The sequence below is a fragment of the Pseudomonas sp. GW822-FHT04H02 genome (assembly GCF_058800645.1).
The window spans coordinates 1376030-1401043 of the sequence record NZ_JBXAMM010000001.1 but is presented as its reverse complement, the minus strand read 5'-3'; the positions used below and the strand labels follow the sequence as shown (position 1 = coordinate 1401043).

Sequence of the window (25014 nt, the reverse complement as noted above, 5' to 3'; positions counted from 1 at the left end):
CAGCCGGCCCCTGCGGGGGCAGGGCCAACCGGTTTACTGTAGGAGCCGGCTGGCCGACGAAGAGGCCCCTGGATTGGGCGGTGATCTTGCCGACGCCTTCGTGGCGAGCCAGCTCCTACAGGGTGTGAACATGAAGACAGCTGCGTCAGACAGCCAAGCACTCCGCCATCAGGCGTGCCCTTGAAATGCCTAGAACAACAATCATCAACCCATGCTTTCGAGGTTTACCACCATGTCGCTCAACGACAGACTCAGTCGCCACCTGGATCAAGGTGTAGTCGGCTTTCCCACGGCCCTGGCCAGTGCCGTGGGCTTGATCATGGCCAGCCCGGTGATCCTCACGGCCACCACGGGCTTTGGTATCGGCGGCGGCGCCTTTGCCATGGCGATGGTGATCGCCCTGGTGATGATGCTGGCGCAATCCACCACCTTCGCCGAAGCGGCCTGCCTGCTGCCCACCAACGGTTCGGTCTATGACTACCTGGCCTGTGGCCTGGGGCGTTTTTTCGCCATCACCGGGACCTTGTCCGCCTACCTGATCGTGCACGTGTTCGCCGGTACCGCGGAGACCATTCTCAGTGGAGTCATGGCCCTGGTTAACTTCGAGTCCCTCAACACCCTGCTGGAGCAGAGCGGCAGTGCCTGGCTGGTGGGGGTGGGGCTGGTGCTGTTCTTCGGTGCGCTGAACGCCGTGGGCATCACCGCCTTCAGCCGTGCCGAGGTGATCCTGACCTTCGGCATGTGGACCACCCTGATCATCTTTGGCGTGCTCGGGGTGCTCAAGGCCCCGGCGGTGCAGCTCGATGGCTGGTTCGGCGCCTCGATGGTGGGTACCGACCTGCCGACCATCCTGTCCCTGGTGGGCATGGCCATGTTCATGTTCGTCGGCTGTGAATTCGTCACGCCCCTGACGCCGGATGTGCGCAAGGCCGCCAAGACCATTCCCCGGGCCATGGCCCTGGGGCTGGTGGGGGTAGCGGTGTGCATGTTCATCTATGGCGCGGCGATGAAGCGCCAAGTGGAAAACATCGCCCTGAGCGAGGATGGCAGCGTGCACCTGCTGGATACGCCCATGGCCATTCCGCATTTTGCCGAGCAGATCATGGGGCCCTTCGGCCGTATCTGGCTGGGCATCGGCCTGCTGTTCGCCGGTGCCGCCACCATCAACACGCTGATGGCCGGCTTGCCGCGGATCCTTTACGGCATGGCTCTGGATGGGGCGTTGCCGAAGGTCTTCACTTACCTGCACCCGCGCTTCAAGACGCCGTTGCTGTGCATTGCCGTAGCCGTGCTGATTCCCTGCCTGCATGCCTGGTGGCTGGGGGGCAGCACCGACAGCATCATGCACCTGGTGCTGGCGGCGGTCTGTGCCTGGAGCACTGCCTATCTGCTGGTCACCCTGTCAGTGGTGATGCTGCGCATTCGCCGGCCGGACCTGCCCCGGGCCTACAAGTCGCCGTGGTTTCCGCTGCCGCAGATCCTGTCTTCGGTGGGCATCCTGCTGGGCATGTGGTTCATCACGCCGCCGGGCATGAATCCGCGGGACATCTATGTGCCTTTCGGCAGCATGCTGGGCCTGACCGCGATCTATGCGCTGGTCTGGACCCTGCTGGTGCAGAAGGTCAATCCGTTTCGCCCGGTGCCGGTGGAGGAGGTGCTGGAACAGGCGCTGGGCCTGAACCCGGATACCGCCCATAACCTACGGGAGAGCGTGCCTGATGAATCTTTCAAGCTGGCGGCAAAACCTCTTTGAACTGTGGAACCGCGCGCCATCGGGCTATCGCCCGGGGCTGACCCTGGGGCAGTTGCGTCGGGATCTGGCGGGGCTCGATTTCACTCCACAGAGCCAGGTGCAGGGCGGTTTTCATTGCCCGCAAAACGGTTTGAGGTTCGTGGTGCAAGAGCGCGCCCAGGCGCAGTTCCTGATGCACATCGTGGCCTGTGAGTGGCGCCTGCCGGTGCCTTGCGACACGGCCCGGCAGGCGCGGATCCGTCTGCGTCACACTGGCGCGATCCGCCGCCAGGGCGTCGCAGCTCGGCTGCTCACGGGGGAGGACGCTGAATGGGCGCCGCTGCTGCAGCGCCTGTGCAGTGACCAGCGCTTGCTGGAGCACCTGTTGCCCCTGGATTTCAAACACCTGGAATTGCGGCGCGATGCCCAGGGCTGGCAGGTGCACCTGGAGCATTTCGGCGCCAGCGAAGTGGTCAACCGCCTGCCCGGGTTCCGCCGCTATATCCGCTTGAGCGCTGAACAGCGGGTAGCGCTACTGGGCAGCTTCACTGAGTTGTACAAGCTACTGCGAGATTTCTGAGGGACATAACCGTAAGCGCTGGCATACAGCCTGCTTAAGCCATAACAGACTATCCATGCTGTCAGGCGCCTTGCCTGGCAAATAGATAACATGTTAATGATATCGCCATAACAACAAAGGCGGTTGGAACCGGCTTCTGGAGGTGCACAGTGCTTGCTTCGCATAGTTTCAGTTCCTGGGTGGGCGCCCTGCAGGGCGTCTGCGGTCGATTCGATGCCCGTCCGGCGCGCAATCCCGCCTTGTTCATTGGTGAAGTGGGCATGCAGGATTACGCCGGGCTGGAGGTGGCGCAGATCCGCACCAACGCCGGGCTGATCTCCCGCCAGAGCACCAAGGTCGATCATGAGGACGATCGCCATTGCTTCCTCATCATCCAGCGCAGCGGCCATGCGCGCTTGAGCCAGGGCGGCGAAAGTGTCGAACTGGCCCCGGGGGACATGGCGCTGCTGGACTCCGCCGGAGCCTGCGAGATCGTGCCCCATGGCCTGATCGAGCATGCTTCGTTCCATCTGTGCCGGGAGGACGTCTACCGCCACCTGCCGGCCCAGCAGCGCAAGTTCGGCAAGCTGTCGCAAAATTGCGCCAGCGGGCGCCTGATGCGTTTGCTGGTGGAGCAGATCTGCGCCGGCGAATTGCAGGGTTGTGCGGCCCAGCAGGAAGGGCAGGCCTTGCAGGAAGCCCTGATTGCCTTGCTCGGTCCGACCTTGCGCCAGACCGTCAACAGCCTGGACGGCTTTGACGAGGGCCTGCATGGCGGATGCCTGCGTGATCAGGCGCGGCAGTTGATCAGCCAGTCCCTCAATGAGCCGGGCCTGACTCCGGTATCACTGGCCGGCCAGCTGAATATCTCGGTGCGCCAGCTGTACCGGCTGTTCGAGGAGCAGGGGGACAGCGTTTGCCGCTTCATCCAGCGCTCGCGGCTCAAGCGCAGCGCCGCGGACCTGAGCAATCCGCACCTGCGCAACGAATCCATCACCGACATTGCCTTCAAATGGGGCTTCACCGATTCGGCGCATTTCAGCCGCACCTTCAAGAAGCATTTCGAACAATCGCCCCGGGATTTCCGCGCCCGGTCCCTGAACGCCTGACGGCATGGCCCTTGCGGCCGCCGTCGTTGCCGGCGGCCGCACCGCAAGGCATGCGTCGCTCTTGATTGCGCCTTCGCCTGTAGGAGCCGGCTTGCCGGCGAAGAGGGCCGCAAGGCATGCGCCGCTCTTGAGTGCGCCTTCGTCTGTAGGAGCCGGCTTGCCGGCGAAAAGGACCGTCAGGCATGCGTTGAACTTGAGGGCGCCGTCGCTGGCAAGCCAGCTCCTACCGATAGCAGATAGCGGATAGCGGATAGCGGATAGCGGATGACGGGCGGCAGATGGCCGCTGGCAGACCGGCAATCACGGATTTTCCAGGTCGTGCCCCAGGGATTGGATAAACAGCGAGAACAGCTCCGGCTGGCTGGAGATATCCAGCTTGGCGTAGAGGTGGCGGCGGTGGACCTTGATGGTGTCCGGCGAGATCTTCAGCCGTTCCGCCATGGCCTTTGAAGAAAATCCCCGGAGGATCAGGCGGGCTATCTCCAGCTCCCGCTCCGAAAGTACGGCGCTGCCGAAATGGCTCAGGGCGTCGCGGATCTGGCTGGCCATTTCCTGGGGCGCAGGGCCTTGGGGGCGGGCCTGGCTGTGTTGCCAGTGCTGCTCCATCAGCGGCAGTACCCAGGCTGAAAAGGTGGTGAGCAGGCCGATCTCGTCGTGGCTGAAGACGCGCTGGCTGCCCAGGGAAAGCGACAGGGTGCCAGCCTCGGGCAGTTGCAGAATCAACTGCACTTCGTCTTCCAGGACGTTGTCGTGGAAGTAGCTGAGAAAGTATTCGCTCTGGCGAAAATGGTCCGGGGCCACTTCTTCCAGGCGGTACAGGCCGCTGGGGTAGCCTTCGCGACAGGCCTGGAAGAAGGGGTCCAGCAGGTACAGGCCGTTGAGGTAGGTGAGCATGGACGCCGGCTTGCTGCTGGGTTCGGCGTCATATTCCTCCAGGGCCCGGGGCGGGCCGTCCAGCGGGTAGAAGATCGCCAGGGCGTTGTCGAACGGCGTAGCCTGGTGCAGCAGCAGGATCAGCTGTTTCCAGAAGCGTGGATTGCCGATCAATGTGAGGGTGCGGCCCAGGCCGGCATGCAGGCCCACTTCCCTGAACAGGTTACTCAAAGGCGTTGCTCCGTTGATCCGCTGAAATGTCGTGGCCCGGTTTCGTCGATTTAACCGCCGTCGTCAAGGGGAGTACTCCAATAGGGGAATTGGGTGATGGTCTGCATCTGCCTAGAGTAGCTCCCAGCAAGTGCGCCCCAGAACGCACCCGCCCGATGAATTTCGTTTCTGCCTCAGACCAACAATAAACACGAGGATAACGATATGAGCTCTCCCTCTGCGCCCGACGGTGCGCTGAAACCTACCTTGAGTGTGTTCGATGTGGTGGCCATCACCGTGTCCGGTGTGACCCCCGCCAGTTCAGTGTTCGTGATCGCCCCCTTCGCCATCCATCAGGCCGGTAGCGGGGTGTTCCTGGCCTTCGTCATGGCCGGGTTGCTGGCCCTGATGTTCGCCTTTTGCTACGCCGAGCTGGGCCGCGCCCACAACAGCGCCGGCGGCGAGTATGTATACGCCAAGCGAGTGTTCGGCGGCATGGCCGGTTATGCCACCTTCCTCACGGTGCTGGTGATGCTGCTGTTCATTCCGCCGGTGCTGGCCACTGGTGCCGCCACCTACCTGAACAATGCCCTGGGCACGAACTTCGACTCCCAGACCGTGGCCCTGGTGATCGTGGTCTGCAGTTACCTGCTGGGCATCCTCAATATCAAGCTCAATGCCTGGATCACCGGCACGTGCCTGCTGCTGGAAGTGGCGGCCTTGCTGGTGATCGTCTGGCTCGGCTTCGGCAATGCCTCGCAGCCGGTGAGCATTCTGCTGCAACCGCAGATCGTCGATCACGGCGCCTTGCAACTGGCGCCCTGGGCACTGGTGATCGGCGCGGTGGGCATCGGCCTGTTTTCCTACAACGGCTACGGCCCGGCGGTGCTGCTGGCCGAAGACATGAAATGCAAGGGCCGCGGGGTGCACAAGGCGGTGCTGTGGTCCCTGGTGCTGGTGGTGATCATCGAACTGGTGCCGCTCACCGCGCTGCTGATCGGCGCGCCGTCCTTGAGCGCGATGCTCGCCAGCCCCGACCCCATCGGTTACCTGCTCACCAGCCATGGCAACGAGACCCTGGCCCGGGTGGTCAGCGGCGGGATTTTCCTTTCGGTGTTCAATGCCATTGTCGCCATCGTCATCCAGATCGGTCGGGTGGTGTTCAGCAGTGGCCGCGATGCGCTGTGGACGCCCACTATCAATCGCCTGTTCACCCGCATTCACCCGCGCTGGGATTCACCCTGGCTGGCGACCCTGTTCCTGGCCATTCCCTCGGCGGTGCTGAGCTTCAGCTCGAACCTGGCGGACCTGACGTCCTTCAGCGTGCTGCTGATCATGCTGGTGTACCTGATCGTCGCCCTCAGCGCGCTGATGAGCCGGGTATTGCTGCGCGACCGCGAGCATCCCTACCGCATGCCGCTGTGGCCGCTGCCGGCCTTGCTGGCGGTGCTCGGCGCGGGTTACCTGCTGGTCAATCTCTTCCTCGAAGCGTCCCTGCGGGACATCATGGTCATCATCGGGCTGCTGGCGCTGTCGGTGATTCTTTATGGCACCAACGGCCGGTACAGTCCGGCGTTTCAGAAACTGTAAGGAGTGGTTATGCGAGCACGTCAATTGGGCATCCACCTGGGCCTGGGGACGCCAGGCCCGTTCAATGCGATCACCGATGTTCCCGGGGTGCGGGTCGGCCACAGCACCTTGAATACCAGCGTGGACGGCAAGCAGGTGCGCACTGGGGTTACCCTGGTCCAGCCCCGGGCCGGGCACGCCCGCCAGCAGCCGTGCTTTGCCGGTTGCCATGTGCTCAACGGCAATGGCGATGCCACGGGCCTGGAGTGGATTCGCGAGGCCGGCACCCTGACCACGCCGCTGGCGATCACCAACACCCACAGTGTGGGCGTGGTGCGCGATGCCTTGATCGCCCTGGAGCGCGAGGCATTGCAAGACCCGGCGGTGTACTGGTGCATGCCAGTGGTGATGGAAACCTACGACGGCCTGTTGAATGACATCTGGGGCCAGCATGTGGGTGTGCAGCAGGTGCGCGAAGCCATGGCCTGCGCCGAGTCCGGGCCGGTGGCCGAGGGCGCGGTCGGCGGCGGCACCGGGATGATCTGCCATGAGTTCAAGGGCGGCATCGGTACGGCGTCGCGGCGGCTGACGGCCGAGCAGGGCGGCTACACCGTCGGTGCCCTGGTCCAGGCCAACCACGGCAAGCGCGAGGAACTGCGGGTCGATGGCTATCCAGTGGGGCGCCGGCTGGGGCATATCCCTTCGCCGTTTGCCGAGCGCGGGACCCCGGGCATGGGCTCGATCGTGGTGATACTGGCCACCGATGCGCCGCTGTTGCCGCACCAGTGCCAGCGCCTGGCCCAGCGCGCATCCATCGGCATCGCCCGCACCGGCGGAGGCACCGAGGATTCCAGCGGCGATATCTTCCTGGCCTTTGCCACGGGAAACCGGGACTTGCCGACGGCGGACTACGGGCGCAAGGGCCTGGGTTTCAGCACGCCGCTGGCGATGCTCAACAACGATCACATCTCGCCCTTGTTCAGCGCAGCCGCCGAAGCGGTGGAGGAAGCCATCATCAACGCCCTGCTGGCGGGGGGGCCCATGACCAGCGCCGACGGCGTGCAAGTGCCGGCCCTGAGTGCGCAAGTGTTGCTGGAAACATTGGAACTAACTGGTTGGAACAGAAGTTAACGGACTAAGAAGTGCGACGCGGTCGACATAACTGTTTATATGGATATTTAATAATTAAATTGTAGATTGTCGGACAATGACTGCCGTTAATCAGTTGGAAAAGAATCTTTCGACTGTACAGTCATTGTTTGCTGGAGTTCGCTGGAACAGTGAGATTTGACGTCAAAAAAGTAGTGGACGCCTGATTTCAAATTGTGTCAGTTTTCTTGCGCCTGCTTAGGGCGAGTGATAGGACGATCTCGCCAGGGATTGTCGCTATCTGACAAAAACTGTTCCATTGATTACAAGGAAGTGTGTTTATGTCGAAAGTAACAGAGAACGCTATTGCATCTGCCGAACAACAACTGGTGCCTTTGGCCGCAGCAAGTTCGGCGTATAACCAGATCAATAGCTTCAGCCACCAATACGATCGTGGCGGCAATCTCACGGTCAATGGCAAACCTTCGTTCTCGGTCGATCAGGCCGCCACGCAACTGCTGCGTGACGGCGCTGCCTATAAGGACCTGAACGGTAACGGCAAGATCGATCTGACCTATACCTTCCTGACCTCGGCTTCCTCGAGCACCATGTACAAGCATGGCATCTCCGGGTTCAGCCAGTTCAGCGCCCAGCAGAAGGCCCAGGCAGTCCTGGCCATGCAGTCCTGGGCTGACGTGGCCAACGTCGTGTTTACCGAGAAAGCCTCGGGTGGCGACGCCCACATGACCTTCGGCAACTACAGCGGTGGCCAGGATGGCGCGGCGGCATTTGCCTACCTGCCAGGTACCGGCGCCGGCTACGACGGCACCTCGTGGTACCTGATCAACAGCAGCTACACCCAGAACAAGAACCCCGACCTGAACAACTATGGCCGTCAGACCCTGACCCATGAGATCGGTCACACCCTGGGCCTGGCTCACCCTGGCGACTACAACGCCGGCGAAGGCAACCCCAGCTACAAGGACGCCAGCTACGGCCAGGACACCCGTGGCTACAGCGTCATGAGCTACTGGAGTGAAAGCAATACCAGCCAGAACTTCAGTAAGGGCGGGGTCGAAGCCTATTCGTCCGGCCCGCTGATGGACGATATCGCGGCTATCCAGAAACTCTACGGTGCCAACTACAGCACCCGTGCCGGCGATACCACCTACGGCTTCAACTCCAACACCGGGCGTGATTTCTACAGCGCCAGCTCGTCTTCCGACAAGCTGGTGTTCTCGGTGTGGGACGGTGGCGGCAACGATACCCTGGATTTCTCCGGTTTCACCCAGAACCAGAAGATCAACCTCAATGAAGCCTCGTTCTCCGACGTTGGCGGCATGGTGGGTAACGTTTCCATCGCTCAGGGCGTGACCGTGGAGAACGCCATCGGCGGTTCGGGCAACGACCTGTTGATCGGCAACAACGCCGCCAACGTGCTCAAGGGTGGTGCCGGCAACGACATCATCTACGGCGCCGGCGGTGCAGATCAGCTGTGGGGCGGCTCGGGCTCGGACACTTTCGTGTTCGCCGCCAGCACCGACTCCAAGCCGGGTGCGGCGGACCAGATCATGGATTTTGTCAGCGGCCTGGACAAGATCGATCTGACCGGGATCACCAAGGGCGCCGGCCTGCACTTCGTCAACGCCTTCACCGGCGCGGCGGGTGACGCGATCCTCACCACCTCCGGGGGTGTGAGCACCTTGTCCGTGGACTTCTCCGGGCATGGCGTGGCGGACTTCCTGGTCAGCACCGTGGGCCAGGCAGCGGTCAGCGACATCGTCGCCTGAGTGAAATGAGCACAGGGCCGCGCAGTCGAGCGGCTCTGCGTTCTTGCTTTGGGCCCTGGCCTGAGCGAGTCTACCGGGCGAACGGAGCACCCTATGACCCTGCATATTTCCTGTTGCCGGGCGGCCCGATGGCTGCTGGCGACACTGATGATCTTTTATGGAGCAATCACCATGGCAAGCAGCCTGCGCTTGGCGGACCCCTCGGAACTGGTTGGACACTGGCAGCTGCAACAGGCAGCCGCACCCGCTGAAGGTTGCACCCTGGACCTGTTGCACAACGCCGCCCTGGGCGACGGCGCCGACTGCCTGTCGAAATGGCTCGGGGAAGCCGCGGTGGGCTGGTTCCCGGAGCCCGATGGCATTGCCATTACCGGCCGCGAAGGCTCGAAAATCATTTTCTTCAGTCGCCAGAAAGAGGGCCTCTACGAAGCCCGCCTGAAAGCCGACGGTCTGATTGTGTTACAACGCGCCGCTAATTAAGCGATGAGTGTGTTCGTCTAATAAACGACGGCCATTATATCGCCACTCTCTTGGCCGGCAGGAACATGTTCGGGCTGCTGTTGGATACAGCTGTCCGAATTATTCGTGTCCGCAGGATTCAGCAACTAAGTAGTGCGGGTTGTTAGTTGTAGGCTACATTGGTTCCACGCTAGCGGGCGCGGATTAACAGCTCAGGGAAAATGTTAGAAATGGTGAAGAACAATCATCCTGCACCACTGTTCAAGGCACTGGGCGAATATAAGGGCATCCTCATCAGTGTCGGTTGTTTCACTGCGTTGATTAACGTGCTGATGCTGGTGCCTTCCATCTATATGTTGCAGGTCTACGACCGGGTACTGTCGTCGCAGAATGAAACCACCCTGGTGATGCTGTCGTTGATGGTGGTGGGCTTCTTCGTCTTTATCGGTCTTCTGGAAGTGCTGCGCAGCTTTATCGTGATCCGCATCGGCAGCCAGCTGGAGCGCCGCTTCAACCTGCGGGTCTACCAGGCCGCGTTCGAGCGCAACCTGTCCCGGGGCGAGGGCCATGCGGGGCAGTCCCTGGGAGATTTGACCCATATTCGCCAGTTCCTCACCGGGCCGGCACTGTTCGCCTTCTTCGATGCACCCTGGTTCCCCATCTACCTGCTGGTGATCTACGCCTTCAACGTCTGGCTCGGAGTGTTCGCCACTGTAGGCGCGTTGTTGCTGATTGCCCTGGCGTACCTCAACGAAGCCATGACCAAGAAGGACCTGGCCGAGGCCAGCGGTTTTTCGCAGCGTTCCACCCAGCTGGCCACCAGCCACCTGCACAACGCCGAAACCATCCAGGCCATGGGCATGCTTGGCGCCTTGCGCAAACGCTGGTTCGCCGTGCACTCGCGCTTTCTCGGCCTGCAGAACCAGGCCAGCGATACCGGCTCGGTGATCAGCTCCCTGAGCAAGACCTTGCGTCTGTGCCTGCAATCCCTGGTGCTGGGCCTGGGTGCCTTGCTGGTGATCAAGGGCGACATGACCGCGGGGATGATGATTGCCGGTTCGATCCTCATGGGCCGGGTGCTGAGCCCCATCGACCAGTTGATCGCGGTGTGGAAACAATGGAGTTCGGCCAAGCTGGCCTACGGCCGCCTGGATGCACTGCTGCGCGAGTTCCCGCCCAGCGATACGGCGATGTCCTTGCCGGCGCCCAAGGGCCAGGTGAGCTTCGAGCAGGTCAGCGCCGGCCCACCCGGACGGCGGATGGCGACCCTGCAACAGGTGAACTTCAGCATCAATGCCGGTGAAGTGCTTGGCGTGCTGGGGGCTTCCGGTTCCGGCAAGTCGACCCTGGCCCGGGTACTGGTGGGCGTATGGCCGACCCTGGGCGGTACCGTGCGCCTGGACGGGGCCGATATCCATCGCTGGAACCGCGACGAACTGGGGCCCTACATCGGCTATCTGCCTCAGGATATCGAGCTGTTTACCGGCAGCATCGCCGAGAACATCGCACGCTTTCGCCAGGCCGACCCGGAGCAGGTGGTCCAGGCCGCGCAGATGGCCGGGGTGCATGAGCTGATCCTGCGCCTGCCCCAGGGCTACGACACCGTGCTCGGCGATGACGGCAGCGGCCTGTCCGGTGGCCAGAAGCAGCGGGTGGCCCTGGCCCGGGCGCTGTATGGCAGCCCGAGCCTGGTGGTGCTGGACGAACCCAATTCCAACCTCGATACCGTGGGCGAAAGTGCCCTGGCGGCGGCCATTGCCCAGCTCAAGGCCCGGGGCACCAGCGTGGTGCTGGTGACCCACCGTTCCTCGGTGCTGGCCCTGGCCGACAAACTGCTGGTACTCAACGAAGGCCGCTTGCAGGCCTTCGGCCCGAGCCAGGAAGTGCTCAAGGCCCTGGCCGGCGGCCAGCAAGCCCAGGCCCAGGAGGCGCCCAAGCCCGTTGCAGCGGCGCCCGGCGGCCTCAGCATGAGCCGGCAATACCAGGCTCCGACACGGAATTCAGGCGCATGAGCAAGGACAGCAACATGATGATCGAAGAGGGTTACGCGCCGGAACGGGTCGAGCGTGACGCGGGCTTTTTCGCCCGCATGGGCTGGATCCTGGCCCTGGTGGGGGCGGGCAGTTTCTTCGTCTGGGCGGCGCTGGCGCCCCTGGACCAGGGCATTCCGGTGCAAGGCACGGTGGTGGTGTCCGGCAAACGCAAGGCGGTGCAGTCCATGAGCAGCGGGGTGGTCAGCCGGATCCTGGTGCGCGAGGGCGAAAGCGTGAAGCAGGGCCAGCCGCTGTTTCGCCTGGACCAGACCCAGGTGGCGGCGGACGTGCAATCGCTGCAAGCCCAGTACCGCATGGCCATGGCCAGCCTGGCGCGCTGGCGCAGCGAGCGCGACAACCTCAAGCAGGTGGATTTCCCCGCGCCCCTGAGCGACAGCGACGATCCGCGCCTGGCCCTGGTGCTGGAGGGCCAGCGCCAGTTGTTCAGCAGCCGGCGCGAGGCATTCTCCCGGGAGCAGGCGGGCATCCGTGCCAATATCGAAGGCGCCACCGCGCAACTGGCCGGCATGCGCCGGGCCCGCACCGACCTCGGTAGCCAGGCCGAATCCCTGCGCCAGCAACTGAGCAACCTGCAACCTTTGGCGGACAACGGCTACATCCCGCGCAACCGCCTGCTGGAATATCAGCGCCAACTGTCCCAGGTGCAGCAGGAACTGGCGCAGAACACCGGGGAAAGCGGGCGAGTGGAGCAGGGCATCCTCGAATCCCGGCTCAAGCTGCAACAGCACAGCGAGGAGTACCAGAAAGAGGTGCGCAGCCAGTTGGCCGAAGCCCAGCTCAAGACCCAGACCCTGGAGCAGCAACTGACCTCTGCCGGTTTCGACCTGCAGCACAGCGAGATCATCGCCACCGCCGACGGCATCGCGGTCAATCTCGGGGTGCACACCGAGGGCGCGGTGGTGCGCCAGGGCGAGACCCTGCTGGAAATCGTGCCCCAGGGCACTCACCTGGAGGTGGAAGGGCGGCTGCCGGTGAACCTGGTGGACAAGGTCGGCACCCACTTGCCGGTGGACATCCTGTTCACCGCCTTCAACCAGAGCCGCACGCCACGAGTGCCGGGCGAAGTCAGCCTGATTTCCGCCGACCAGATGCTCGACGAGAAAACCGGCATGCCCTACTACGTGCTGCGCAGCAGTGTCAGCGACCAGGCCATGGAGAAGCTCAACGGCCTGGTGATCAAGCCCGGCATGCCGGCGGAAATGTTCGTGCGCACTGGCGAGCGTTCCCTGCTCAATTACCTGTTCAAGCCACTGCTCGACCGGGCAGGTTCTGCACTGACCGAAGAATAAGGATGTCGCGTCGTATGAGTAAGCTTTCCATTCTCGCGGCGGCTCTGGCGCTGTTGGCCTGCCAGACGGCCCAGGCGGTGGGCCCGTTCCAGATCTACGAACAGGCCCTGCGCAACGACCCGGTGTTCCTCGGCGCCATCAAGGAACGCGACGCGGGCCTTGAAAACCGCGCCATCGGCCGTGCCGGGCTGCTGCCCAAGGTCGGCTACAGCTACAACAAGGGCCATAACAACTCCAAGGTCAGCTACCTGGATACGGTGCGCGGCACCATTACCGAAAAACGCAACTACGACAGCTACGGTTCGTCCCTGACCCTGCAGCAGCCGCTGATCGACTACGAGGCCTACGCCAATTACCGCAAGGGCGTGGCCCAGGCGCTGTTTGCCGACGAGAACTTTCGCGGCAAGAGCCAGGAGTTGCTGGTGCGGGTGCTGAGCTACTACACCAAGGCGCTGTTCGCCCAGGACCAGATCGACATCGCCCTGGCCAAGAAAAAGGCCTTCGAGCAGCAGTTCCAGCAGAACCGGCACATGTTCCAGCAGGGCGAGGGCACCCGCACCGACATCCTCGAAGCCGAGTCGCGCTACGAATTGGCCACCGCCGAAGAGATCGAAGCCCGGGACGAGCAGGACGCGGCCTTGCGCGAGCTGGCGGCCCTGACCGGCGAGCCGAACCTCGATGTGCGGGATCTGGACCCCTTGCAGGAAGACTTCCAGTCCTTCTCCCTGACTCCGGCCAACTACGACACCTGGCACGAGATGGCCCTGAGCAACAACCCGGTGCTGGCTTCCCAGCGCCAGCGGGTCGAGGTCGCGCGCTACGAGGTGGAACGCAACCGCGCCGGGCACCTGCCCAAGCTCAGCGCCTACGCCACCATGCGCCAGAACGAATCGGAAAGCGGCAACACCTACAACCAGCGCTACGACACCAACACCATCGGTATCGAAGTCAGCGTGCCGTTGTATGCCGGGGGCGGGGTCTCGGCCTCGACCCGCCAGGCCAGCCGCTCCATGGAACAGGCCGAGTACGAACTGGACGGCAAGACCCGGGAAACCCTGATTGAACTCCGCCGCCAATTCAGTGCCTGTCTATCGGGGGTGAGCAAGTTGCGGGCCTACCAGAAAGCCCTGACTTCGGCCGAGGCCCTGGTGGTCTCGACCAAGCAGAGCATCCTGGGGGGCGAACGGGTCAACCTCGATGCACTGAACGCCGAACAGCAGCTCTACACCACCCGCCGCGACCTGGCCCAGGCGCGCTATGACTACTTGATGGCCTGGACCAAGCTGCACTACTACGCAGGCACTCTGCGGGAAGAGGATCTGGCCAGGGTCGACGAGGCTTTCGGCCAGCGCGCGCAGCCTTAGGAGGCCTTGCCGACCGCAGGCTCAGGGACAATAAAAAAGAGGAACGAGCATGAGTATCTTCGATTACAAGACCGCCCTTGGCGGTGACGGCAAGGCCCTCTACAGCGAAGCCATTACTCTGGCGCTGTACGCCTCCACACCCACCGGCGAGGCGCTGCCGGGCACCGCCTGGCGCCCCATCAGCGCCAGCCAGCTGGGCTACCAGGGCAACATCAGCGCCCAGGGCACGATTTCCGGCGAGCAGGCGATTGTCAGCGACGCCCAGGTCGAGGTGCTGGGCAAATACGACGCGGCCGGGCAACTGCTGTCCATCGGCATCAGCTTTCGCGGCACCGACAGCCTCAAGGACGGTATCAACGACCTGCAGGCGGCCTTCGTTTCCGGCTTTGCCGACAACTACAGCCGCCTGGCCTTTGACAACCTGCTGGGCAAGGTGGCGGCCTTTGCTGCGGCCCAGGGCTTGAGCGGCAGCGATGTGCTGGTCACCGGCCACAGCCTGGGCGGCCTTGGGGTCAACAGCCTGGCGGCCATGAGCAGCGATCACTGGGGCGGCTTCTACCAGGACGCCAGCTACGTGGCCTTCGCCTCGCCGACCCAGAGCGCCAACAGCTCGCAGGTGCTGAACATCGGTTATGAAAACGACCCGGTGTTCCGCGCCCTGGACGGCACTCATTTCAACGCCTCGTCCCTGGGCACCCACGACAAGCCCCAGGAATCGGCGACCAACAACATCGTCAGCTTCACCGATCACTATTCATCGTTCCTCGGCAAGTTGATTCCCCAGAGCATCCTCAATCCGCAGTCCTGGTCGGCCCATAGTGCGGTGGACTACGCCGGCGGCCTCAACCGCCTGATCAACTCGGATTTCTATGACCTGACCAGCCGTGACTCCACCGTGGTTATTTCCAACCTGTCCGAGGGCAAGCGCGATCAGGTCTGGGTCAAGGACCTCAACCTGTACGCGGAAAAACACACCGGCAGCACCTTCATCATCGGCACCCAGAGCAACGACCTGCTGCACGGCGGCAAGGGCAACGACTACCTGGATGGCGGGGCCGGCGATGATCGCTTCCGCGATGACGGCGGCTACAACATCATCCATGGCGGGCAGGGCCATAACGTGCTGGAACTGCAGCAGCCGCTGAAGAACTTTTCCATCGCCAATGACGGCGACGGCACCCTGTATATCCGTGATGCCTACGGCGGCATCAGCATGACCCGGGACGTCGGCGCCCTGGTCAGCCACGAGACCGGAAGCTGGTGGCAACTGTTCGGCAAGGACGTGAGCCACAGCGTCACCGCCGACGGCTTGCAGAACGGCAACCAGTGGACCGCCTACAACCATTCCCTCAACGGCGATGCCTACGGCAATGCGCTGGTAGCCAGCGTCGATGGCGACTGGCTGTTCGGCCATGGCGGCGATGACCTGCTGAGCAGCGACAAGGCCAACGTGACTTTCGTCGGCGGCACCGGCAACGACGTCATGCACTCCAGCGGTGGCGGGGGCAATACCTTCCTGTTCAGCGGCAACTTCGGCTTCGACCTGATCCACGGCTACCAGAACACCGACAAGCTGGTGTTCATGGGCGTGCCCGGGGTCGACGCCCATTACGACTACAGCCAGCATTTGTCGCAGAACGGCAACGACACCCTGCTCAGTGTCGGCGAGTTCTCGGTGACCCTTGTGGGGGTCGGCATGGACAGCCTTTCGGGCTCGGGCCTGGTCTTCGCCTGACCCTCACCGATATCCAGCGCTAGAGGCCCCGCAGCCCCCTGAAAAGGGCTGCGGCGGCGACAGCTTTGCCCGCAGCAGGCGCCCCTGGGCGTAGGGCGCGAACCCTCAAGGAGCCAGTCCCATGAAGTAAGCCGTGGTTGCTGATCGGTTACGGAAAGTCGATCCCAGAACAACAACAAGAGACGTCATCAACATGGATGTGAATGTTCATCAGCTCAATGTGCTGGCGGCCGGGGTGTTCCTGGCGTTTGCCGCGAACCTGCCGGGTGGGGCCCAGGCGGCCTACCAGGAAACCGGTCGCCCCGGTGATGCCGCCAGCTGGCGCTCCGCCGAATACCTGCAGGACTGGGGCCTGGACCGGATGCAGGCGAACCAGGCCTACGCCGCCGGCCTTACCGGTAGCGGGGTCAAGATCGGTGCCCTGGATTCGGGCTTCGATGCGGCCCATGCCGAAGCCTCGTCCCTGCGCTTTCACCCGGTGATCGCCAGCGGCAGCTACCAGGACGGCAGCGGGTTCCAGGTGTCCGGGGTGCTCAACGCCAACAACGACACCCACGGCACTCACGTCACCGGCACCATGGGCGCCGCCCGCGACGGCAACGGCATGCATGGGGTGGCCTTCAATGCCCAGGTCTACGTCGGCAACACCAACGGCAATGACAGCATGCTCTTCGGCCCGGGCCCCGACCCGCGCTATTTCCAGGCGGTGTACGGTGCCCTGGCCGACGCCGGGGTGCGGGTCATCAACAACAGCTGGGGCAGCCAGCCCAAGGACGTCAGCTACCAGACCCTCCAGGGCCTGCACGCCGCCTATGCCCAGCACTTCGGCCAGGACACCTGGCTCGACGCGGCGGCGCAGGTCTCGCGCCAGGGGGTGATCAACGTCTTCAGCGCCGGCAACAGCGGCTATGCCAATGCCAGCGTGCGATCGGCACTGCCGTATTTTCAGCCGGAGCTGGAAGGGCACTGGCTGGCGGTCTCGGGCCTGGACAAGAACAACCAGCAGAAATACAACCAGTGCGGGATCGCCAAGTACTGGTGCCTGGCCACGCCCGGCGCGGCCATCACCAGCACTGTGCCCGGGGGCGGCTACGCCACCTACAACGGCACTTCGATGGCCGCGCCCCATGCCACCGGAGCCCTGGCCCTGGTGATGGAGCGCTACCCCTATCTGGACAACCAGCAGGCCCTGCAGGTGCTGCTGACCACCGCCCGCCAGCTCGATGGCTCGCTGACCCAGGCCCCTGGCAGCCTGGTGGGCTGGGGCGTGCCGGACCTGGGCCGGGCATTGCACGGGCCCGGGCAGTTGCTGGGGGAATTCAAGGTCAACCTGGAGGCCGGGCAAGGCGATGTGTGGAGCAACGGCATCTCCGACCAGGCCCTGGCCCAGCGCCAGGTGGAGGATGCCGCCGAGCACCAGGCCTGGCAACAGACTCTTAAGGATCGTGGCTGGGAGCAGGGCCCGGGGGCCCAGGCCAGCCAGCAGGAACTGACCGACTACGCGATCGGCATGGCCCGGGATGTGGCGGCCGCGCAGCGCCTGTACCAGGGCAGCCTGGTCAAGTCCGGGGCCGGCTGGCTGTTGCTCAGCGGTGACAGTAGCTATCGCGGGCCGACCACGGTCGATGGCGGGCTGCTGGTGGTCAATGGCAGCCTGGCATCCGCGGTCACGGTCAACAGTGGCGCGAGCCTGGGTGGCAGCGGGCAGGTCGCGGCGCTGACCGCGACCCGCGGCGCGCGCGTGGCCCCGGGCAACTCCATCGGCACCCTGAATGTGGCCGGCGATGTGAGTTTCCAGCCAGGTTCGACCTACGCCGTGGAGCTGACGCCGACCGCCAGCGACCGTATCGTCGCCGGCGGCCGGGCACATCTGGAGGGCGCCCAGCTCAGCCTGAGCCTGGAACACAACGCCAACCTGCTCAGCGCCGGGCAGGTCCGGGGGCTGGTCGGGCGCCAGTTCGACATCTTGCAGGCCGCGGGCGGTATCGATGGCCAGTTCGCCCTGGTGCAACCCAACTACCTGTTTCTCGGCGCGGTGGTCGATTACTCCGCCAGCGGCGTGCAACTGGGCCTGGTGCGCAGCGACGCGACCTTTGCCAGCGTGGCCGCCAGCCCCAACCAGCGCGCGGTGGCCACGGCGGTGGAGCAGTTGGGCACGGCCGACCCGGTCTACGAAAGCCTGCTGCTGTCGGCCTCGCCGGCTTCGGCTCAAGGGGCGTTGCAACAGTTGTCCGGGGAGATCTACCCGGCCCTGGAGCAGACCCTGCTCAATCAGGGCCGCGACCTGCGCGAGGCCTTTGGCCAGCGCTTGCAGCGCCCGGGGCCAAATGCCGGGGAGGGCGAGGCGAGTTTCTGGATCAAGGGCCTGGGTGGGCAGGCGCGCACTGACGGCGACTCGGGCCACAGTTCCTACCAGGGCAAGGGCAGTGGGGTGCTGCTGGGGCTGGACCGCGACCTGGACGCGGACACGCGGGTCGGCCTGGCCGCCGGCTACAGCGACACCTCGCTGCGCATGGGCGGCGCCAGCCACTCCAGCGCGCAGATCGACAGCTACCACCTGGGCGCCTATGCCGGGCGCGACCTGGGCGGCCTGCGCCTGAGCCTGGGGGCCAGCCACAGCTGGCATAGCGCCCAGGTGCGCCGCGACCTGCAATACGCCGAAGCCAGCGCCAAGCAGAAGGCCCGGATCGACGGCCGCAGCAGCCAGCTGTTCAGCGAGGCAGCGTATCGGCTGCAGCTACCGGCCCTGACGTTGGAGCCCTTCGCCAACCTGGCCTACCTGCACCTGCAGCGTGACGCCTTCCACGAGAAGGGCGACGCCGCGGCCCTGCGCGCCGGGGACGACAGCGCCGAGGCCCTGCTGGGCAGCCTGGGGGCCCGGGGCCTGAAGCGGCTCAGCCTGAGCCGCGGCCAGCCCCTGGAGCTGTCCAGCAGCCTGGCCTGGCAGCACCGCCTGGGGCATGACACTTCCAGCCAGCACCTGGCATTCGCCAGCGGCGGCCCGAGCTTTGCCGTGGACAGCGCAAGCGCGTCCCGGGATGCGGCGCTGCTGGGGCTTCAGGCGCGCCTTGGAGTCACCGCCCAGCTGGACCTGAGCCTGGATTACCAGGGCCAGCTGGGCAATGCCGAACAGTTCCACAACGTGGGGCTGAACCTCGACTGGCGCTTCTGAAGCGCCGGTCGCCATACCCCGGCGCAGAGCGTCGTCGCGCCGGTCGATTGCCCATACAACTAAGGATGGTCGTAGTGAAGCAGTTTCAACCTGGACAACCGCATCTTCGCAATACCCGCTCCGGATGGCCTCGCTGCCGGCAGCTACCCTGGGCGTACAGCCCGCTGGCCAGCGCCCTGGCCGGTTGCCTGGCCCTGGCCACTGGTGCCCAGGCGGCGCCCTATGTGGAAACCGGTAAGCTCGGCGACGCCGCCAGTTGGCGCAGCGCCGAATTCAAGGCCGACTGGGGCCTGGGGGCGATACATGCCGACAGTGCCTATGCCGCCGGCTACACCGGCCAGGGCATCAAGCTGGGGATCTTCGACCAGCCGGTGTATGCCCAGCACCCCGAGTTCGCCGGCAGCGACAAGGTCATCACCCTGGTGACCAGCGGCATCCGCCAGTACACCGATCCCTACATTCCGGTAAAGGCTGGAGACGCCTTCCGTTATGACGGCACGCCCTCGGTGGGCTCGGACGGCAAGCTCGGTTCCCACGGCACTCACGTGGGCGGTATCGCCGCCGGCAGCCGCGATGGCGGCGCCATGCATGGGGTGGCCTTCGACGCCCAGATCATCAGTGCCGAGAACGGCGACCCCGGCCCCGAGGACGGCATCATCCTGGGCAACGATGGGGCGGTGTACAAGGCCGGCTGGGACGGCCTGGTAGCCAGTGGCGCGCGGATCATCAACAACAGCTGGGGCATCGGCATCACCGACGCATTCGCCAAGGGCGGGCGCGATCCGGCGTTCCCGCACTTCGGCCTGAGTGACGCCCAGGCCCAGTTCAGCCAGATCCGGCCCTTGCTCGGCACCTTGCAAGGCGGTGCCTATGACGGTGCCATCAATGCGGCCCGCAGTGGCGTGCTGACCATCTTCGCCGCCGGCAACGACTACAACCTGAACAACCCGGACGCCATCGCCGGGCTGGGCTATTTCGTCCCGGAAATCGCCCCGCAGTGGCTGACAGTGGCGGCCTTGCAGCAGAACCCGGACACCAGCAGCGCCGAGCCTTACACCATCAGTACCTTTTCCTCACGCTGCGGCTACACCGCGAGCTTCTGTGTCTCGGCCCCGGGTACACGGATCTACAGCGCCGTGATCGGTGGCACCAGCCTGGAAGACATGACGGTCGGCTACGCCAACAAGAACGGCACCTCGATGGCCGCGCCCCATGCCGCCGGTGCGGCAGCGGTACTGATGGAGCGCTTTCCCTATATGGATGCGGCGCAGATCGCCGGGGTGCTGCGCACCACCGCCCGGGACATGGGCGCCCCGGGCATCGACGAGCTGTATGGCTGGGGCATGATCGACCTGCAAAAGGGCATTCGCGGCCCGGGCATGCTGGTCACCGAGCAGGACATCCCCCAGGAACTGCGGATCGATGGCGCCTATGGTTCCTCCCAGTGGGTAGCCAACCTGCCGGGGGTGGGAGCGCTGCTGGACGCCGGCAAGCCCACCCAGCGGCGCTGTACCCAGTTCAACTGCGGCTTCGACATCTGGAGCAACGACATCAGCGGCCATGGCGGCCTGACCAAGGAGGGCATCGGCACCCTGGTGCTCAGCGGCAACAACAGCTACGCCGGCCCGACCCTGGTCAACCAGGGCCGCCTGGCGGTCAACGGCAGCCTGACGTCGGCGGTGACGGTGAACCAGGGCGCAACCCTCGGCGGCAATGGCCGGATCGGCGGGCTGACGGCCAACTCCGGGGCCACGGTGGCCCCGGGCAACTCCATCGGCACCCTGAACGTGGCCGGCGACGTGACCTTCCAGCCGGGCTCGACCTACGCCGTGGAGGTGTCGCCGACCGCCAGCGACCGGATCGTCAGCAGCGGCCAGGTGACCATTGCCGGGGCCAACCTGGCCATGGTCCTGGAGCCTTCGGGCACTGGCAGCGGCAGCGTGCTGGGGCGCCAGTTCGACATCCTCGATGCGGCGGGCGGGGTCCAGGGCAGCTTCGGCACGGTGTTGCCCAGCTACCTGTTCCTTGCCGGCAGCCTGGACTACTCGGCCACTGGTGTGCAGTTGGCGGTACAGCGCAGTGCGCGCTCGTTCGCCAGTGTCGGCCTGACCGACAACCAGGTGTCGGTGGCGGCTGCCGCCGAGCAACTGGGGGCCGGCAGCCCGCTGTTCGAAAGCCTGCTGCTGGCGCCGACTGCCGCCAGTGCCCAGCAGGCCTTCCAGCAATTGTCCGGGGAGATCCACCCGGCGGTGGCCAGTGTCCTGATCAACCAGGGCCGTCACCTGCGCGACACCATGGGCGAGCGCCTGCGCCAGGACGCCGGGGCTGTCGGCAACGGCACCCAGAGCCTTGATGAAGGCGCCTGGTTCAAGGTCCTGGGCGCCTGGGGCAAGGCCGATGGCGGGCATTCCCAGGCCGGCTACAACACCTCCATCGGCGGCTTGCTGGCCGGGGTGGATGGTGAAGTGGGCGAGGGCCGGCGCCTGGGGCTGTTCGGTGGCTACAGCGACAGTTCCCTGAACATGGGCGACGGTACCCATTCCTCGGCCAAGGTCGACAGCTACCACCTGGGGGCCTATGTCGGCCAGCAACTGGATGCCGTGCGCCTGAGTGTGGGCGGTTCCTATAGCTGGCACCGCATCGACGTCAAGCGCGAGTTGCAGTTTGCCGGGGAATCCGAGCGGCTCAAGACCAAGCGTGACGCCCAGAGCGCCCAGCTGTTCACCGAGGCCGCCTGGAGCCTGGACCTGCAACCCCTGGCGCTTGAACCCTTCGCTAACCTGGCTTATGTCAATGTGGCCAGCGACAGCTTCAAGGAGAAGGGCGGCGACGCGGCCTTGAGGGGCGCGGATGACCACCGCGAGGCCTGGCTCACGACCCTGGGCCTGCGCGCTGGCCAACGCCTGCAACTGAGCTCGACCCGAAGCCTGGAGCTGTCGGCTACCCTGGGTTGGCAGCACCACCTGAGCCCCACCGACGCCACGATGAACCTGGGGTTCGTCGAGGGCGGGCAGGGCTTCAAGGTGCAGAGCCTGTCCCTGGATCGCGACGCCGCGGTCATTGGCGCCCGGGCCGGCATGGCCGTGGGCCGAGGGACTCGGGTCAACCTGGATTACAACGGGTTGCTGGGGGCCCGGGACAAGAGTCACGGGGTCGGCTTGACCCTGGACTGGCAGTTCTGAAGGCCGGGTAGCCAGCAGTCCCCCGGCCCTTCACCGAGTTGCCCGAGTCCCGCCATGGGGCTTGGGCGGCATGCGTTTGCTCTGACAATTCCAACAACAGAAGAGGCAATACCATGGGTGTGTTTGACTACAAGAACTTCACTGCAAGTGACTCCAAGGCGCTGTTTTCCGATGCGCTGGCGATCACCCTGTACTCCTACCACAACATCGACAACGGTTTTGCCGAGGGCTACCAGCACAACGGCTTCGGCCTGGGCCTGCCGGCGACCCTGGTCACGGCGCTGATCGGCAGCGGCAATTCCCAGGGGGTAATCCCCGGCATTCCCTGGAACCCCGACTCCGAGAAGGCCGCGCTGGATGCCCTGCACCAGGCCGGCTGGTCCACCATCAGCGCCCAGCAACTGGGCTACGACGGCAAGGTCGATGGCCGGGGAACCTTCTTTGGCGAGAAGGCCGGCTACGGCACGGCCCAGGTGGAAATCCTCGGCAAGTACGATGCCCAGGGCCACCTGGAATCCATCGGCATTGCCTTTCGCGGCACCAGCGGGCCACGGGAATCGGTGATCAGTGACACCATCGGTGATGTGATCAACGACCTGCTGGCGGCCCTGGGGCCCAAGGACTATGCGAAGAACTATGCCGGCGAGGCGTTCGGCAAGTTGCTGGGAGATGTCGCCGCCTTCGCCCAGGCCAATGGCCTGTCGGGCAAGGATGTCCTGGTCAGCGGCCACAGCCTGGGCGGGCTGGGGGTCAACAGCCTGGCGGACCTGAGCAGCGAACGCTGGTCGGGGTTCTACAAGGACTCCAACTACATCGCCTACGCCTCGCCGACCCAGAGCGCCAGCGACAAGGTGCTGAACATCGGCTACGAGAACGACCCGGTGTTCCGCGCCCTGGACGGCTCAACCTTCAACCTGTCGTCCCTCGGGGTGCATGACGCCCACCAGGACTCGGCGACCAACAACATCGTCAACTTCAACGACCATTACGCCTCGACCCTGTGGAATGTGCTGCCGTTCTCGATCCTCAACATTCCCACCTGGCTCTCCCACCTGCCCACCGGCTACGGCGACGGCCTGACCCGGGTGCTGGAGTCGAAGTTCTACGACTTCACCAGCAAGGACTCCACCATCGTGGTAGCCAACCTGTCGGACCCGGCCCGGGCCAGTACCTGGGTCCAGGACCTCAACCGCAATGCCGAGACCCACAAGGGCAGCACCTTCATCATCGGCAGCGACGGCAACGACCTGATCCAGGGCGGCAGCGGCAACGACTACCTGGAAGGCCGGGCCGGCAACGATACGTTCCGCGACAGCGGCGGCTACAACATCATCCTCGGCGGCCAGGGCAGCAACACCCTGGACCTGCAGCAGTCGGTCAAGAACTACAGCTTTGCCAGCGACGGCGCCGGGACCCTGTACCTGCGCGACGCCAATGGCGGTATCAGCATGACCCGCGACATTGGCGCGATCCAGAGCAAGGAGCCGGGCTTTCTCTGGGGCCTGTTCAAGGACGATGTGATCCACCAGGTCACCGACCAGGGCCTCAAGGCCGGCGGGCAGGTTACCCAGTACGCCTCGTCGGTCAGGGGCGATGCGGGCGACAACGTGCTCAAGGCCCATGCCGGCGGCGACTGGCTGTTCGGCCTGGACGGCAACGACCACCTGATCGGCGGCCAGGGCAACGACGTGTTCGTTGGCGGTGCCGGCAACGACCTGATGGAAGCCGGAGGCGGCAACAATACCTTTCTGTTCACCGGGCATTTCGGCCAGGACCGCATCCTCGGCTACCAGGGTGGCGACAAGCTGGTGTTCATGGGGGTGAGCGGCGTGCTGCCGGACCAGGACTATCGGGCTCATGCCAGCAGCAGTGGTAACGACACGGTGCTGACCTTCGGCCAGGACTCGGTGACCCTGGTGGGGGTCAGCCTGGAGCACCTCAACGGTTCCGGCATCGTTCTCGCCTGATGCCGGCGCGGCGCGAGGCCTGCGATGGGCCTCGCACCGTTCATTGCCGGGGGAGAGTGACCTACCAGTCGATTTGCGACTCCAATAGCGGTAAAGCTGAAACGTGTCAGCTCGTTAGTACAGGCAGGCATTCACGCTACGGCAATGACAGGAGAGTTTTGACGGTGAGTAACAGCAAGAGGTATGCGAGCGGTGTGGTGCTGGCCCTGTGGGTGGTCATGGCATCCGCCGAGGAATTGCCTCACAGCTCGATTTTGAAGCGCTATGGGGTGACCCCGGACCAGTTGCCGGCCGGCCAGCCGGCGCCTGAAGTGAAGGAGGAGCCGGCCCCGAGCCGCTTCCATGTGCAACCCGAACAACCCTGGGCCCAGGTCCGTCTGGGGGACGACAAGAGGCCGGATACCACCGGCAACATCAGCATCGACAACGCCGAGGCCCGGGAGCGCGAGCGTTGCCAGCAGGTGCGTAACGAATTGTCCAGGCGCGGCAAGCCCCTGGGGATTTTCTGCGAGCCAGGGCAGGGGCCCTTTCCCTGGTCGCACTGACTTCAACCGCAGCGGATCATTTTTCCTGGCGGACGGTGGCCACATCGTCCGCCTTGACCCGGATGGTCTTGCCGGAAATGTCCTGGAATTCATAGAAGCCGTCGGCGGTCTTGGTCTTGGGCTGGTCCCGGGTCAGGTATTGGGTGCCGTTCTGCAGGGTCACCACAGTGGGCGAGGCGCAACCGGCCAAGGCCATGGCGCCGCAAGCGGCCAGAAACAATCCCAGGTTCTTCACTTTCATACAGACCTCTCATCAATGATGCGCACGCGCATTGGCGCCGGACACTATAGCCATGGGCCCTTGGTGTAGTGAAGA

General features: G+C 64.5%; 17 protein-coding genes. 15 read left to right on the top strand and 2 right to left on the bottom strand.

The genetic code is table 11. The features are described from left to right. Window positions 1–232 precede the first annotated feature (232 nt). The 3 genes from AC1RMG_RS06295 (at window position 233) to feaR (ending at window position 3400) form a co-directional block, all read left to right on the top strand. On the top strand, window positions 233–1753 hold the full coding sequence (locus AC1RMG_RS06295; RefSeq protein WP_077934195.1) for an APC family permease: 1521 nt from the start codon (window positions 233–235) through the stop codon (window positions 1751–1753). Then, a complete protein-coding gene (locus tag AC1RMG_RS06290; RefSeq protein ID WP_125062351.1) occupies window positions 1719–2312 on the top strand; it encodes a DUF3156 family protein in 594 nt (197 codons plus the stop codon). The genes AC1RMG_RS06295 and AC1RMG_RS06290 overlap by 35 nt, the downstream gene beginning before the upstream one ends. Window positions 2313–2461: 149 nt before the next feature. After that, entirely contained in the window at window positions 2462–3400 is a 939-nt protein-coding gene (gene feaR, locus AC1RMG_RS06285; RefSeq protein ID WP_011061498.1) for a transcriptional regulator FeaR, read from the top strand. 300 nt (window positions 3401–3700) lie between these two features. Here the strand turns inward: feaR and AC1RMG_RS06280 are convergent, their stop codons facing one another. Then, window positions 3701–4504 (bottom strand): helix-turn-helix transcriptional regulator, encoded by an 804-nt coding sequence (locus AC1RMG_RS06280; protein WP_015635760.1) that lies wholly within the window; start codon window positions 4502–4504, stop codon window positions 3701–3703. Between the two features lie 204 nt (window positions 4505–4708). Between AC1RMG_RS06280 and AC1RMG_RS06275 the strand changes: the two genes are divergently transcribed. From AC1RMG_RS06275 to AC1RMG_RS06220, 12 genes are all read left to right on the top strand, one after another. Beyond that, a complete protein-coding gene (locus AC1RMG_RS06275) occupies window positions 4709–6073 on the top strand; it encodes an APC family permease (RefSeq protein ID WP_011061496.1) in 1365 nt (454 codons plus the stop codon). A gap of 9 nt (window positions 6074–6082) precedes the next feature. Then, window positions 6083–7183: a DmpA family aminopeptidase gene (locus AC1RMG_RS06270; RefSeq protein WP_493168710.1), complete on the top strand. Its 1101-nt coding sequence runs from the start codon at window positions 6083–6085 to the stop codon at window positions 7181–7183. 299 nt (window positions 7184–7482) lie between these two features. Next, window positions 7483–8931, top strand: coding sequence for a serralysin family metalloprotease (locus AC1RMG_RS06265; RefSeq protein WP_011061494.1), 1449 nt, complete (start codon window positions 7483–7485; stop codon window positions 8929–8931). Between the two features lie 93 nt (window positions 8932–9024). After that, window positions 9025–9411, top strand: a complete 387-nt coding sequence (locus AC1RMG_RS06260) for an AprI/Inh family metalloprotease inhibitor (RefSeq protein WP_011061493.1) — start codon at window positions 9025–9027, stop codon at window positions 9409–9411. A 209-nt stretch (window positions 9412–9620) separates the two neighbouring features. Beyond that, the gene (locus tag AC1RMG_RS06255) at window positions 9621–11402 is read left to right on the top strand and encodes a type I secretion system permease/ATPase (RefSeq protein ID WP_011061492.1); all 1782 of its coding nucleotides are present in this window, start codon (window positions 9621–9623) and stop codon (window positions 11400–11402) included. Between the two features lie 14 nt (window positions 11403–11416). After that, a complete protein-coding gene (locus tag AC1RMG_RS06250; RefSeq protein ID WP_370059505.1) occupies window positions 11417–12733 on the top strand; it encodes an HlyD family type I secretion periplasmic adaptor subunit in 1317 nt (438 codons plus the stop codon). 14 nt (window positions 12734–12747) lie between these two features. Next, window positions 12748–14097, top strand: a complete 1350-nt coding sequence (locus tag AC1RMG_RS06245; protein ID WP_370059185.1) for a TolC family outer membrane protein — start codon at window positions 12748–12750, stop codon at window positions 14095–14097. Between the two features lie 49 nt (window positions 14098–14146). After that, window positions 14147–15832: a polyurethane esterase B gene (gene pueB, locus AC1RMG_RS06240; protein ID WP_072441716.1), complete on the top strand. Its 1686-nt coding sequence runs from the start codon at window positions 14147–14149 to the stop codon at window positions 15830–15832. A 193-nt stretch (window positions 15833–16025) separates the two neighbouring features. Further along, window positions 16026–19004: an autotransporter serine peptidase EprS gene (gene eprS, locus AC1RMG_RS06235; protein ID WP_370059184.1), complete on the top strand. Its 2979-nt coding sequence runs from the start codon at window positions 16026–16028 to the stop codon at window positions 19002–19004. Between the two features lie 65 nt (window positions 19005–19069). Further along, entirely contained in the window at window positions 19070–22186 is a 3117-nt protein-coding gene (locus AC1RMG_RS06230) for an autotransporter domain-containing protein (protein WP_493168708.1), read from the top strand. Between the two features lie 113 nt (window positions 22187–22299). Then, window positions 22300–24153: a polyurethane esterase A gene (pueA, locus tag AC1RMG_RS06225; RefSeq protein ID WP_123430706.1), complete on the top strand. Its 1854-nt coding sequence runs from the start codon at window positions 22300–22302 to the stop codon at window positions 24151–24153. 164 nt (window positions 24154–24317) lie between these two features. Beyond that, window positions 24318–24698, top strand: coding sequence for a hypothetical protein (locus AC1RMG_RS06220; protein ID WP_041118378.1), 381 nt, complete (start codon window positions 24318–24320; stop codon window positions 24696–24698). A gap of 16 nt (window positions 24699–24714) precedes the next feature. Here the strand turns inward: AC1RMG_RS06220 and AC1RMG_RS06215 are convergent, their stop codons facing one another. Then, window positions 24715–24939, bottom strand: a complete 225-nt coding sequence (locus AC1RMG_RS06215; RefSeq protein WP_011061484.1) for a YgdI/YgdR family lipoprotein — start codon at window positions 24937–24939, stop codon at window positions 24715–24717. Window positions 24940–25014 lie beyond the last annotated feature (75 nt).